At 51.7% G+C, this 14,044-nt stretch carries 10 protein-coding genes and 1 riboswitch; of the genes, 8 read left to right on the top strand and 2 right to left on the bottom strand.

Going from position 1 to position 14,044, the window contains the following annotated elements:
- Positions 1-142: 142 nt before the first annotated feature.
- Positions 143-2,101 (bottom strand): sigma-54-dependent Fis family transcriptional regulator, encoded by a 1,959-nt coding sequence (locus ACO0K8_RS16305; protein WP_422947712.1) that lies wholly within the window; start codon positions 2,099-2,101, stop codon positions 143-145.
- Between the two features lie 427 nt (positions 2,102-2,528).
- On the opposite strand from ACO0K8_RS16305, the gene ACO0K8_RS16310 reads away from it, so the two are divergent.
- Both ACO0K8_RS16310 and ACO0K8_RS16315 read left to right on the top strand, forming a co-directional pair.
- Positions 2,529-4,049: an aldehyde dehydrogenase family protein gene (locus tag ACO0K8_RS16310; protein ID WP_422947713.1), complete on the top strand. Its 1,521-nt coding sequence runs from the start codon at positions 2,529-2,531 to the stop codon at positions 4,047-4,049.
- Between the two features lie 123 nt (positions 4,050-4,172).
- On the top strand, positions 4,173-4,577 hold the full coding sequence (locus ACO0K8_RS16315; RefSeq protein ID WP_422947714.1) for a DUF779 domain-containing protein: 405 nt from the start codon (positions 4,173-4,175) through the stop codon (positions 4,575-4,577).
- A gap of 72 nt (positions 4,578-4,649) precedes the next feature.
- On the opposite strand, the gene ACO0K8_RS16320 is transcribed toward ACO0K8_RS16315, so the two are convergent.
- Positions 4,650-6,803 carry a S46 family peptidase gene (locus ACO0K8_RS16320; RefSeq protein ID WP_422947715.1) on the bottom strand — a complete coding sequence of 718 codons (2,154 nt, stop codon included), beginning with the start codon at positions 6,801-6,803 and terminating at the stop codon, positions 4,650-4,652.
- A gap of 267 nt (positions 6,804-7,070) precedes the next feature.
- Between ACO0K8_RS16320 and ACO0K8_RS16325 the strand changes: the two genes are divergently transcribed.
- From ACO0K8_RS16325 to thiE, 6 genes are all read left to right on the top strand, one after another.
- Positions 7,071-9,152 carry a diguanylate cyclase gene (locus ACO0K8_RS16325; RefSeq protein WP_422947716.1) on the top strand — a complete coding sequence of 694 codons (2,082 nt, stop codon included), beginning with the start codon at positions 7,071-7,073 and terminating at the stop codon, positions 9,150-9,152.
- A 124-nt stretch (positions 9,153-9,276) separates the two neighbouring features.
- Positions 9,277-9,375: riboswitch (TPP riboswitch) on the top strand.
- 77 nt (positions 9,376-9,452) lie between these two features.
- Positions 9,453-11,366, top strand: coding sequence for a phosphomethylpyrimidine synthase ThiC (gene thiC, locus ACO0K8_RS16330; protein WP_422947717.1), 1,914 nt, complete (start codon positions 9,453-9,455; stop codon positions 11,364-11,366).
- A 7-nt stretch (positions 11,367-11,373) separates the two neighbouring features.
- Complete coding sequence (thiS, locus tag ACO0K8_RS16335; protein ID WP_422947718.1) at positions 11,374-11,577, top strand: sulfur carrier protein ThiS; 204 nt, start codon at positions 11,374-11,376, stop codon at positions 11,575-11,577.
- A 224-nt stretch (positions 11,578-11,801) separates the two neighbouring features.
- Positions 11,802-12,596 (top strand): thiazole synthase, encoded by a 795-nt coding sequence (locus ACO0K8_RS16340; protein WP_422947719.1) that lies wholly within the window; start codon positions 11,802-11,804, stop codon positions 12,594-12,596.
- Positions 12,597-12,598: 2 nt separating this feature from the next.
- Complete coding sequence (gene thiD, locus ACO0K8_RS16345) at positions 12,599-13,399, top strand: bifunctional hydroxymethylpyrimidine kinase/phosphomethylpyrimidine kinase (RefSeq protein ID WP_422947720.1); 801 nt, start codon at positions 12,599-12,601, stop codon at positions 13,397-13,399.
- 10 nt (positions 13,400-13,409) lie between these two features.
- Complete coding sequence (thiE, locus tag ACO0K8_RS16350; protein ID WP_422947721.1) at positions 13,410-14,033, top strand: thiamine phosphate synthase; 624 nt, start codon at positions 13,410-13,412, stop codon at positions 14,031-14,033.
- Positions 14,034-14,044: the final 11 nt, after the last annotated feature.

A 14,044-nucleotide genomic window follows, 5' to 3' on the forward strand; every position in this document is an offset into this window, starting at 1 on the left:
GCTAGTTACATAGAATTGTTATCCGAGAAATATCGTAAAGAGAGGGATGTATGACCGGAGTGAGGCAGCGCAGCTATTGTATGCGCTGGCTCGGGTAAAGCGAGGGCAATACTTATTGCATCGACTACTGACTTTATTGAGTTCAGTGATTAATTTTTCGATACAGCGTTTGACGGCTGATGCCAAGGCTGCGTGCCGCCTGGCTGATATTGCCCCGGCTTGAGCTTAAGGCTAATTCGATAGCCTGACGCGACAGTTGCTCTAGATTTTGAGTGCCGGCTAGCGCAGCGGTGGCCTGATGCGCTGGCGTATTCTTAAGCTTATTCACAAGCTCATTCGATGTCGATAATTGTAGAAGTTCTTCGATAATATCGTCCGATAAGTGCGCCATCTCAATACCGGTCTGCTCAGGATTGAGCATCGCAATGGCTGTACGCAAGACGCTGGAGTATTGCCGCAAGTTTCCCGGCCAGGGATGTGCCGCCAATTGCGCGAATAGCCCTGGCGTCAGATGCAATTCTCGCTGCGGACTGAGCTTGCGCAAGATCTGCGTCGTCAAGGCCAGAAAATCGCTGCGCTCGCGCAAGGCCGGCAACTGCACTGTTAAGCCGTTGATGCGGTAGTACAAATCGTAACGAAACTTGCCTTGTTCCGCCTGCTCGCGCAATTTGCAGTGGGTGGCGCAGATCAGCGCAAAATCCACCGCTACTGTTTTGCCGCCACCCAAGGGTGTTACGCTACGCTCTTGCAGCACGCGTAGTAATCTGCTTTGCATGGGGAGTGGCATATCACCGATTTCATCGAGAAACAGCGTGCCACCGTTGGCTTCCCGCAAGCGCCCCAAACTGCCTTCGCGCCGCGCGCCGGTGAAGGCCCCGGGCTGATAGCCAAATAATTCTGCCTCTATCAGGTTTTCCGGAATCGCCGCGCAGTTAATCGCAACAAAGGGCCCGTTGCGGCGTGGCCCGCTATCGTGCGCCGCCTTGGCAAAAAACTCTTTGCCGACGCCGGATTCACCCTGAACAATCAAAGGTATTGGTTTATCCAGAATGCGGCGGGTTTTCTCGGCGGCACTGCGCCAACGCGGATCACCGCTATCGAGTAAAGACAAGGCATCTTCAGCGGCAGGCTGGCTAGAAACTGCCGCCGATGATGCGCTTGTTACGGCTGGCAGCACGCTGTGATCCAGATGCACCTGCATCGCTAGCCGGGTGCCGTCATGACTATGTACCGTAATTGTTTGAAGTGCGTGCCCGCTATGCTGATGAAGCAGATGTTCCAGACGTACATTGAGCACACTGGTAATTTGTACTGCGCCCAACTGGTGTGCGCCAAGATGCAGCAAGCTCAGCGCGACACGATTGGCACCGACTATCCAGCCGTCTTCCGAGAGCACCACGATGCCCTCAGCAATCGTAGCGATCCCCTCTGGATGCGCGTGAAAATGCAGGCGAATATGGCGCTTGCTACCAGCAACGATCAGGCGGTTTTCTATCATGCGCACTGCCATGCTGACTAAATTTAAGGTGTGCGGATGGCCGCTGTGTCGATCGCCGGAAATATCGAGTATCCCCATCAAGCTACCATCGGCGGCCATAATAGGAGCGGCGGCGCAGGTGAGAAAACCGTTGCGTTCAAGAAAGTGTTCGGCACCGTGAATCTCGACTTCACTGGTCTCCGCCAAGGCGGTACCGATGGCATTGGTGCCGCGATGATCCTCATGCCAGGAAGCGCCACTGGCTAAAGCCACGCGCTCGGCCTTGTTTAAAAAACCTGCGTCACCCAGCGTATGCATGAGGGTGCCACGATTGTCGGCTAACACCACCACGCTTTGGCTATCGCGCACAGACTCAAACAGGTATTCCATGACGGGGCGCGAGTAAGACAAGAGATCATGGTTGCGCTCCAGCACTTGGCGTAGTTCATCACCACTAGCGTGCTCGGTCTGGCGCAAGCCGCCGACTGGCTGCAAACCGGCTGCAAGGCTGCGTTGCCATGAGCGCAGCAGGCGCTCGTTGATGGTGCCGGAAGGGCAGTGTCCATACTCCTGCAGATGCAGTCGTGCCTGGCGCAGCGTCAGCGCAGGTAGTGGTGTAGGCATGTTGTCTCCGTTATGGATACCTGAGAGCTTAGGCTCCCGAATTTTATCCAAATATAGTATAGGAAAACACCCGCCCCAACACGGCTAGCGTGGCAGTATTGATCACCTCAACTGTTGCGTTTTGTGACAGTTGTGAACTTATGCAACGTTACGTCTTTCCACATCTTTCCATATACCAGGGGCTTGCAAGCGCTCTGAAAAATAAAATCTGAATGAAATCAAAGACTTTCAGCTAAGTCATGTCTTGGCACGGAAATTGATAGTAGCTCTAGGCCACAAGGCAACATTCTTAGGACCTACGCAAAATCGCCCCAGTGTCGTTGTACTCGCCTTGCCGTACTAAAGTACTGTCTTCGGCGATACGCCTAGCTGGAGCAATTTTGCGTAAGTCCTAATTCTAATAAAATTGACCTATTCAGGAGACACGATGATCTACGCAGCCCCAGGTACCGCCGGTGCCAAAATCACTTACAAAGCGCAGTATGACAACTTCATAGGTGGTCAATGGGTGGCCCCGGTCAAGGGCGATTACTTTAACGTCATCACCCCTATCAATGGCAAACCCTACACCAAAGTCGCCCGTTCTGGTGCCGAAGACATAGAGCTGGCGCTGGATGCTGCGCATGCTGCTGCCGACGCCTGGGGCAAGACCAATGCTGCCGAGCGCGCCAACGTACTGCTAAAAATTGCCGATAGAATTGAAGCTAACCTGGAATTGCTGGCCTATGCCGAGACAGTGGACAACGGCAAGGCTATCCGCGAAACGCTGAACGCCGACATCCCGCTGACCATCGATCATTTCCGTTACTTTGCCGGCTGTGTGCGTGCGCAGGAAGGTGGCTTGAGCGAGATCGATGAAACGACCGTGGCTTACCATATTCAGGAACCGCTGGGCGTGGTCGGCCAGATCATCCCGTGGAACTTTCCTATCTTAATGGCGGCCTGGAAACTGGCACCGGCCATCGGCGCTGGCAATTGCGTGGTACTGAAACCGGCGGAATCCACACCGATCAGTATCCTGATTCTGGCCGAACTGATCGCCGATCTGCTACCACCCGGCGTGCTCAATATTGTCAATGGTTATGGTCGTGAAGCCGGCATGCCTTTGGCCACCAGCAAGCGCATCGCCAAGATCGCTTTTACCGGTTCCACCAGTACCGGCCGCGTGATTGCGCAGGCTGCCGCCAATAACCTGATTCCTGCTACGCTGGAGTTGGGCGGTAAGTCGCCCAACGTATTCTTTGCCGACATCATGGACAAAGACGATGCCTTTCTCGACAAAGCGATCGAAGGCATGGTGCTGTTCGCTTTTAACCAGGGCGAAGTTTGCACTTGTCCATCACGGGCGCTGATTCAGGAGTCAATCTATGACAAGTTCATGGAGCGTGTCTTGAAGCGTGTCGCCAGCATCAAACACATGAACCCGCTGGACACAGACAGCATGATGGGCGCACAGGCATCCAAAGAACAGCTGACCAAGATTATGTCTTATCTGGAACTGGGCAAGCAGGAAGGCGCAGAAGTTTTGATTGGCGGCGCGCAAGCGCATCTGGGTGGCGATCTGGAAGGTGGCTATTATGTTCAGCCTACCTTGTTCAAGGGCCACAACAAGATGCGTATCTTCCAGGAGGAAATATTTGGTCCGGTCTTGGCGGTCACCACCTTTAAGGATGAAGCCGAAGCGCTAGCCATTGCCAACGATACTTTGTATGGTCTGGGTGCAGGCGTGTGGAGTCGCAATGGCAATGTGGCCTACCGCATGGGCCGCGCCATCAAGGCTGGCCGCGTCTGGACCAACTGCTATCACGCTTATCCGGCACATGCTGCGTTTGGCGGTTACAAGGAATCAGGCCTCGGTCGCGAAAATCACAAGATGATGCTGGATCACTACCAGCAAACCAAAAACCTGCTGGTTAGCTATAGCGAAAACAAATTGGGTTTCTTCTGATCTGCTTATAGTCGAGTTAATAGTCGAGATAATTGTCCAGCTGAGTTTTGATTGTTAACTTTTGAATCAAGGGAATGGAGGGCAATGTATGCACGCCACTCCCTTTTTTTATTCGGAGAAAATATGCCAGACAAAGTCATTGCTACGGCAGCCGCGCTGGAACTGATAGAAGAATTAAAACGCGAACACGGCGCCATGATGTTTCATCAGTCCGGCGGTTGTTGCGACAACAGCGCCGCTAATTGCTATCTGCCCGGCGAGATCACGATAGGCGCGGGCGACGTGTATCTAGGTGAGATAGGCGGCTGTCCGTTCTATATTGGTAAATCGCAATATGCGTATTGGAAGCATACGCAACTGATCATCGATGTCGTGGAAGGGCATGGCGGCACTTTCTCTTTGGAAGGTGCGACCGGCAAGGCTTTTCACACGCGATCGCGGCTTTTTACTGATGTAGAAATGGCGCAGATAATTAAGGAAGAAACAAATCAGGACGCAGCAAAGCAGGAAGACGCAAAGTTCAAATAGAAAAAGCCAGGTATTTAGCCTGGCTTTTTTGTGCATTCAGCAAAATAAATTGCTAGCGGACGATAGGAATGATTATTCCGCGCCGATTTCTTTTAAGAGTTTGTCGGCCTTGTCGACATATTTCATTTCCCACAGCATGTAGCGCAGATCGACCACGATGGTGCGGGTCTTGGCCTTGTTAAAATCCCAGTCGGAGATGATGGAATCCAAAGTTCCGTCAAACGCCAGACCGATGAACTCACCTTTGGCATTGACCGCTGCTGAGCCGGAATTGCCACCGGTGATATCTAAAGTTGCCAGATAATTGACCGGTACCGTTTTCAGGATAGGATCGGCGTAGTTGCCATAGTCTTTTGCCTTGATCGCTGCCAGTTGCGCTGCAGGGGCATTGAAATCACCGCTGCCGGTAGCTTTTGCCGCTATTCCTTTGAGCGTGGTGAAGGCAGTCCAGTTGGTGCCATCCGCGCCGTGGTCACGACCGGCAACTTTGCCGAAAGTCACGCGCAAGGTGCTGTTGGCATCTGGGTATACTGCCTGACCCTTGCTGTTCATAAAGGCGATTTTTGCCTTCATGTAGTTGGCGTAGGCTTGCTGGATATGACCATCGAGTTCTTCCTCTTCGGCTTCGCGCTTCAAGCCGCCTTCATACATTGCAACAGCGGTTTTGATGAAGCTATCTTGGCTGGCTTCAAACTCGGCAGCAGATTTACCCATCCAGGCTGAACGTGTGGTCTGCTCGCCCATCTGACTATTTACATACAGTTTATCCAGCAGGGTTTTTAGATCTGCAGTCGACATAGCGTCTTTGATTCCAAGAGCGGTATCAAAATTGGCGTCGCGCGTTGCTTTTGGCTGTGTCGCATATTGACTTAAGCTATGCAATACCAGCGCCTTGTCGACTTTATCGTCATAGCTACGTTCGATGGCATCGATCTTGCCTTTGATACGTGGCAGATCGCGTGTTTGATAGCCGGCTTTGCGTTCGGTATCCGGTTTTTCGCTTTCCTTGGCCAAACGATACAGATTGCGTGCCGTGCTGAGCATATTAGGTGATGACGACATCAGGAAAAAGTCGCGCTTGTATTGCGCATCGCGTTGAGCGATCAATTTTTCTATCTGTGCGATATCGGCTGCGTATTCGGCGTTACGTGCCGGTGTCGCCGCTACCCAGTTCTTAAGTTCCGCGTGTTCTTTGGTTTTGCGCGCCAAAAAATCGCTGTCGGCGTAACTGTCTAGCATGCCCTGGCGGTTTTTATAGTAATTGTTGATGTTAGCAACCCGGCCAGCGTATTTCAATTTAGTGTCCGGATTGTCTTGCGTCTCTTTGGCGATGATCGCCAAAGATTCACCGGACGCCTTGACGAAGGCTGGGTAGCTCCAGTCGAAAGTGTAGGCAACTTCGGATGGCAGGCGGTGACGGTTGGTGCGGCCAGGGTAGCCCAATACCATGGCGAAATCGCCTTCCTTCAGGCCGTCTTTGGCCAGTTTCAGGAAATGCTTAGGAATGTAAGGGACGTTGTCTTTGCTAAAGTCGGCAGACTTGCCGTCTTTGCTGACATAGGCACGATAGAAACCGTAATCGCCGGTGTGGCGCGGCCACATCCAGTTATCGGTATCGCCACCAAATTTGCCGACACCGGCGGCTGGAGCATGCACCAGACGTACGTCGCGGATTTCCAGCTGTTTAATCAGGTAAAACTCCAGGCCACCGTAATACGAGGCGACATTGCAGCGATGACCCGCATCTTTTTCGCACTCGGCGACCAGAGATTTTTCATTTTTTTCGATCGCGTCTATGCGTTTTTTACCGCTCAGTTTGGCGGTTTCTGCATTGATTACCAGTTTGCTGACATTTGCCACCTCTTTGGTCACGTAGATGCGTGAGCCTGGCGATGCTGGCAATTCGTCAGCAATATTTTTCGCCAAAAAACCATTTGCCAGCAGATCATTGGCCGGTGTCGAATTATGTGCCACGCTGCCGTACACGCAATGATGATTGGTTGCCACTAAGCCTTGCGGCGAGACAAACGACGCTGAGCAACCGCCCAGACTGACGATCGCACCCATAGGGAATTCAGTGAGCTTGGTCAGGCTGGCTGGATCCAGTTTCAATCCTGCAGCTTTGAGTTGTTTGGCTACTTGTGGTAGCTGCTGTGGCATCCACATGCCTTCGTCGGCATACGCGACGTTGCTCAGGACGGCCAGCGCAATCAGTGTTTTTTTCATCGGTGTCTTTTGTTTTAGTGTTGTTGAAAGTATCAAGTAAGCTCCGGCTATCCCTCTGAAGCCAGAAGCAGAGCGCGATAAGTACAAGCTTAATCAGGCACTTAGTCGGCGATTTTTCTAAAAAGTTCCCCTTGCGTGGAATAAAGTTAGGCCTATTGTGCATGTGGAAATGTTGCATTTTCACGCAAAAAGAGCATAGACTAGCTTCGTACAATGCTAGGATGGCAAGCCAAATAAATAAAGTCGCGCAATCGAAGGGATAAATTTATGTTGAAAGTAGTGACTTTTTCATCGATTGCTCGCGTTTGCACATTTCTTGCGATGTGTTTGCTGCTCAACACTGCGATGGCAGATGTGGCTGACGAAAAAAACGACATTGTCAGAATCAACGAGATTCAAAATCTGTCGGATAGGGATAATGCCGAAGCACTCAAGCAATTGCAGGCATTTAAAGAGCACCTGTCTGCGGACTCGAGTTATGCCGTACGCCTGGAGCTTCTTAAAGTTTTATTTAGTTTGCAATACTCTGCCGCTGATCCTAAATCAGCCAAGGCAACTATAGATGAGTACCTAAAACTGGCTGAGATACACCAGGATAAAGACAATATAGCATTGGCGAATATTGGCAAAAGTTTTAGCTTCATGGACGATAACAAGCCAGAATTGGCCTTGGATCAACTCAATAAAGTACAGACAGAGCACGGTGCCAGCACTAATCCAGAAGTGCAGATGCGCTTACATCGCGCTTACGGTGCTGTGTACCAGGGTCAAGGTAAATTTGAATTAGCTTTGAGCCAGCTATTAGAGGCTTTGCGCTTGAGTGAGTTGCAACCCAGACGCAAAGTAGAGGCGCGGCTGTATGGTCTGGACGCTGTCGCCGGACTGTATATCTCCATGAAGGATCCGGTCAAGGCCTTAGCGACTGTACAAGAAGCGCAGGCGCTGTCATCTCTGGCAAATACACCTAAAACTTTTTCAACTTTGCTGATAACCCAGGGCTTAGCCTATTCCTTATTGAGCAAAAAGGAAGAATCTTTGGCCTCCTATCAGAAGGCATTGAAATTAGGAATCGATGCCGGTATGCCTGGTATCGAGGCAAACGCGCTGGGAAATATCGCGGATTATTATTTGATTGCACATGATTTCAAAAATGCAGAACTGTATGCGCGGCGGGCCTTGAAGAAATCGGATTCTATCGAGGACAAAATTAATGCAGCAATTGCTAAGGTGAATATCGGTTTTGCTTTGGGGGGGCAAGGTAAGATTACTCAAGGGGCCGAGTACATCAATGAAGTAATTCATTTTTTTGAGGAGTCAGATTCCAAGTCTGAAATTGAAGGCATACTCGGTGAATTGGCCACGATGTATGAGGATGCGGGATTGTATAAAGAGGCGCTAAGCATCTTGCGGCGCCAGCAAAAACTTAGCGCTGAATTATTTAACGTCGGCCGTTCGAAAGCGGTCGCTGGCTTGCAAGAACAATTTAACGCAGAACAAAGGCAAAAGCAGATTGAGTTATTAGGCAAAGAAAACGCGCTTAAAGATGCCGATATTAAAAATCGCCATCTGCAACAAGTGGTGACCATCTTGGGTGCGATACTCACGGTAATGGTGGGTATCTTTGTTTTTCTGATGTATCGCCGCGTGAAAAAGGTCAATGAACAGCTCAAGCAAGTCAATACGCAATTAGAATTTCATGCGGTCAGAGATCAGTTAACGGGTCTACATAATCGACGCTCTTTTGTGGAACTGATGAAGTCGCGCGTGGCCTTGGCGAATGCGGAAAGACGTGAAGAAAGCGCCGATAATCCGGATTGCCTGATCTTGCTTGATATCGATTTATTTAAACATATTAACGACACATGGGGTCATGCCGCAGGGGATAGCGTGTTGACAGACATCGCCGCACGACTGAAAAAATCGGTGCGGGATAGCGACATGGTTTTGCGTTGGGGCGGCGAAGAATTTTTGATTTATTCGCCTAAATCGAACCCCACTCAGATCACCAGACTAGTCGATAGAGTGTTGCGCGCGATTGGTGATACTCCTGTTAAGGTCGGTGATTTACAGATACCGGTGACCGTGACCGCGGGTTTTATTTCTCTGCCTTTTTCTGGCGTTCCCGAGAATGCTTGCGACTGGGAAAAAACCTTGCAGATTGCCGACATGGCGCTGTATCTGGGTAAGGCGCATGGCCGCAATCGAGCATATGGTCTGGCACGTTTGCTGGTGCCGTATGAAGTGGCGATGCCGATTTTAGAACGCGATTTATCGGCTGCAATTAGTGCCAAGATGGTCGATATGATAGAGGTGATAGGCCCAGTTCAAGATAAAGCAGCGCATGCCTGAATCGACTTCAAGCAGTGAGAACATAAACTAGAGATAGAAAAATCAGTCACCAAAAAAAACGAATACTCGTTATAATTCGTCAGCTTGTGATGTTAAAGCAGAAATAAAAATTAAGTAGTACCGAATACCACGCTAGGGGTCCTGACAGTTTTTCTGTCGGGTGAGAAATACCCTCGAACCTGATCTGGATAATGCCAGCGAAGGGAAGCAGCCGCTACCGGCGCAAACCACGTTTGCCGCCCTCAACGGCAACTCCTTTGCTGGCTCCAAGCCATTAAGCAACACGCAAAGGAGCCAACCATGAATGCTAACCCGAAGTTTTTGTCTGCCACGGCGACCGTCGATACGGCCGCTATTCAAGCTTTACCGAATTCAAAAAAAATCTACGTACAGGGCTCGCGTCCTGATATCCGCGTACCTATGCGCCAGATCACGCAAGCCGATACCCCGGCCATGTTTGGCTCAGAAAAAAATCCGCCGATTTACGTCTACGATACCTCGGGTCCCTACACCGACCCCGCCGCTACGATAGATATCCGTTCTGGCCTGGCATCGGTGCGTGGCGCCTGGATAGCCGAGCGCAATGACACTGAAGAATTGGCTGGCCCCTCCTCGCAATATGGGATAGAGCGCATGAATGATGCGGCGCTCGCTGAGTTGCGCTTTAACCTGACGCGCAAACCTCGGCGCGCTCTGGCGGGTAAAAATGTCAGCCAGATGCATTACGCGCGGCAAGGCATCATCACACCGGAAATGGAATACATCGCGATCCGCGAGAATCTGCAGCGCAACCAATATCTTGCCGAACTGAAAAGTTCGGGTCCTATGGGTACGCGTCTGGTCGAGGTAATGGGGCGTCAGCATCCGGGCCAGTCTTTTGGTGCGAGTATTCCAGCGGAGATTACGCCAGAATTTGTGCGTAGCGAAGTCGCCCGTGGCCGCGCCATTATCCCCGCCAATATCAATCATCCTGAAGTTGAACCTATGATCATAGGACGCAATTTTTTGGTGAAGATCAACGCCAATATTGGTAACTCTGCCCTGACTTCGTCGATCGGTGAGGAGGTCGAAAAAATGACCTGGGCGATACGCTGGGGTGGCGACAATGTGATGGATCTCTCGACTGGAAAACACATACACGAAACGCGCGAATGGATAATCCGTAATTCACCAGTCCCTATAGGCACGGTGCCGATTTATCAGGCCTTGGAAAAGGTCAACGGCAAGGCAGAAGACCTGACCTGGGAAATTTTCCGCGATACCTTAATCGAGCAAGCGGAGCAGGGCGTCGATTACTTCACGATACATGCAGGCGTCTTGCTGCGCTACGTGCCCATGACCGCTAAACGCCTGACCGGCATCGTCTCGCGTGGCGGCTCCATCATGGCGAAATGGTGTCTGGCGCATCATAAAGAGAGTTTTTTGTACGAGCATTTTGAAGATATCTGTCAGATCATGAAGGCTTACGATGTTTCGTTCTCGCTTGGCGATGGCTTGCGTCCCGGTTCGATTTACGACGCGAATGACGAAGCGCAACTCGGTGAGTTAAAGACTCTGGGCGAACTGACCCAGATCGCCTGGAAGCACGATGTACAAGTCATGATAGAAGGCCCCGGTCATGTGCCTATGCACCTGATCAAAGAGAATATGGATTTGCAACTGGAGCAATGTCACGAGGCACCTTTCTATACATTGGGGCCGTTAACTACCGATATCGCACCCGGTTACGATCACATTACCTCTGGTATAGGCGCAGCGCAAATCGGCTGGTATGGCACCGCGATGCTGTGTTACGTCACGCCGAAAGAACATCTGGGTTTGCCGAATAAGGCCGATGTTAAAGACGGCATCATTACTTACAAGATTGCCGCCCATGCGGCGGATCTGGCGAAGGGGCATCCGGGGGCGCAGATCCGTGACAACGCGCTATCTAAGGCGCGCTTTGAATTCCGTTGGGACGATCAATTCAACATCGGTCTCGATCCGGATAAGGCGCGTGAATTCCACGATGAGACTCTGCCTAAGGATTCTTCTAAAGTGGCGCATTTTTGCTCCATGTGTGGCCCGCATTTTTGCTCTATGAAAATCACGCAAGAAGTGCGCGATTACGCTGCCAAGCAAGGCATCAGCGAGATCGCTGCGCTGAAAAAAGGGATGGAGGTGAAGTCTATTGAGTTCATTAAATCCGGCGCTGAAATTTATCAAAAACAATGAGTTGAAGATGATCACAATAGTCTTGAATGGTGAAGCCTATGAGTGCGCTCAGGAAAAAACTCTGGCGCAGTTGATCAGCGCCTTGCAGCTAGATGGGCAGGCGATCGCGGTGGCGGTAAATCGCCAGATCGTAGCGCGCTCCTCTTGGATTGACCAAATTTTGCATATGCAAGATAAGGTCGATGTAGTGCGTGCCATAGGCGGCGGCTAACATCAGGACATACGAAAAACTGCCCCAGCGTCGTTGTCATCACCTTGTCGTACTCACGTACTGTCATCGGCGATGCGGTGAAGTCGGGAATTCGGACAATATATTGTCTGCCGACGTAACGGGCATCCCCTACCAGGGGTGCTTCCTTAGCACCAAAGTTAGTATGCCTAGCTGGAACAATTTTGCGTAAGTTCTGAAAAAAATTAAATGAAATTGAGAAAATTATGCAAACAGAAATCACAGAATCGGGCTTAATCATCGCCGGTAAATCTTACCGCTCACGCCTATTGGTCGGCAGTGGCAAATATGCCGATCTGGAACAAACCCGTTTGGCAACCGAAGCCAGCGGCGCAGAAATAATCACGGTGGCTATACGCAGAGTGAACATCGGCCAGGACGCGAATGCGCCTAGTCTGCTGGACGCCGTGCCTCAAAGTAAATACACGATCTTGCCCAACACCGCCGGTTGCTATAACGCCGAAGATGCGATCTACACCTTGCAACTTGGGCGTGAACTGCTAGGCGGCCAGCAGCTGTGCAAGCTGGAAGTCTTGGGTGATGAGAAAACCTTGTTCCCGAATATGCCGGAAACCCTGAAGGCCGCCAAGGTCCTGGTTAAAGACGGCTTTGAGGTGATGGTGTATTGCAGCGACGATCCTATTCAGGCGCGCATGTTGGAAGACATCGGTTGTGTCGCCATCATGCCGCTGGCGTCCTTGATAGGCTCGGGCATGGGTATTTTGAATCCCTGGAATCTGTCTTTGATTATTGCGCGAGCCAAGGTGCCGGTGCTGGTCGATGCCGGTGTCGGTACTGCCTCGGATGCGGCGATCGCGATGGAGTTAGGTTGCGATGGTGTGCTGATGAACACGGCGATTGCTGGTGCGCGTGAGCCTATCCGCATGGCACGCGCTATGAGCCTGGCGGTGCAAGCCGGGCGCGAGGCATTTATGGCTGGGCGGATACCGAAGAGGTTTGCCGCCTCTCCTTCTTCACCTATGGCTGGACGGGTTACCTAGATATGCACGCAACTGAGCGCCCCTGTGTACTGGTGTTTGCCGGTCACGACCCTAGCGGTGGTGCCGGGATACAGGCCGACATAGAGGCGATCGCCGCTCAGGGCGCGCATGCCTTGACGGTGATCACCGCCTTGACGGTGCAAGACAACGACAGGGTGTATGCGGTGCATGCCGTGGATGCCAGTATTATCTTGCAACAGGCGCGGGCCTTGGTCGCCAAGATCAAGGTGGCGGCGATCAAAATTGGCATCGTCGCACATGCTGAAAATGCTTTGGCGATTGCCGGATTTATTCAAGAGATGCAGAGCTTGCAGCCGGATTTGGCGGTGGTGCTCGACCCGGTTCTGGGCAGCGGGCGCGGCGATGCGCTGGCGCTGGATGATGCGGTAGCGGCGATCCAGCCCTTGCTGCAAGTGGCGACCCTGATCACCCCGAATTTACCCGAAGCCAGACGTCTATGCCCTGATTTGCCTGAGGGCGAAGCGCAAGCGCAGCATTTACTTGTGCATCGCTGTCAGGACGTCTTGATCAAAGGCGGCCATGCTAGCGCTGCACAAGTGCGCAATAGTTGGTTTAGTCAGCAGGGGCGAATAGATTGGCAATGGCCGCGCTTGTCTGGCGAGTTCCATGGCAGTGGTTGCACCCTGGCTGCCGCTGTTGCAGCGCAGCTTGCGCTAGGACGGAATATGCGAGATAGTTTGCAATTTGCACAAGATTTTACTCAAAATAGTTTGCAACAAGCGTACGCGATCGCAGATGGACAATTGATACCGCAACGACAGCGCAGCAATCACTTTAATTGAAAAGAAAATTATGCATACACTCGCCGGTCTGTACGTCGTCACTCCGAATTGGGACGATACCGATAAGCTCATCAAAATAACCGAACAGGCGCTGTTAGGCGGTGCCTCACTGGTGCAATACCGGCATAAATTTGCCACTCCCGGCGTGCGTTTGCAGCAGGCGCGCCGCTTGTTAGAACTGTGCCGCAGTCATCAAACGCCCTTGATCATCAATGACCATTGGGATCTGTGCATGGAATTAGGCGCCGACGGTATCCATGTTGGCGGCACCGATATGACCGTGGCGAAAGTGAGGGCCATCGTTGGCAACGATAAAATAGTCGGCGCTTCCTGTTATGGCGACCTCGGTTTGGCGCGTGCGGCGCAGCGGGCCGGCGCCAGTTATATTGCGTTGGGTGGTTTCTATCCATCGGCGGTGAAAGAGTATCCGGTCACCACCCCTTTCGATATGGTGCGTAGCGCCAGTACCGAGATTAGTTTGCCCAATGTGGTGATAGGCGGCATGACGATACAGAATGCCAAACCCCTGGTGGAGCGTGGTGCCCACATGGTGGCGGCTATCAGCAGCATATATCTGGCACCTTATCCGCGCACCGCAGCACAAAACTTTGTCCGCCTGTTTGCGCCAAGCTAACCGGTTTATAG

The sequence above is a fragment of the Undibacterium sp. Ren11W genome (assembly GCF_049340485.1).
GTDB lineage: Bacteria > Pseudomonadota > Gammaproteobacteria > Burkholderiales > Burkholderiaceae_D > Undibacterium.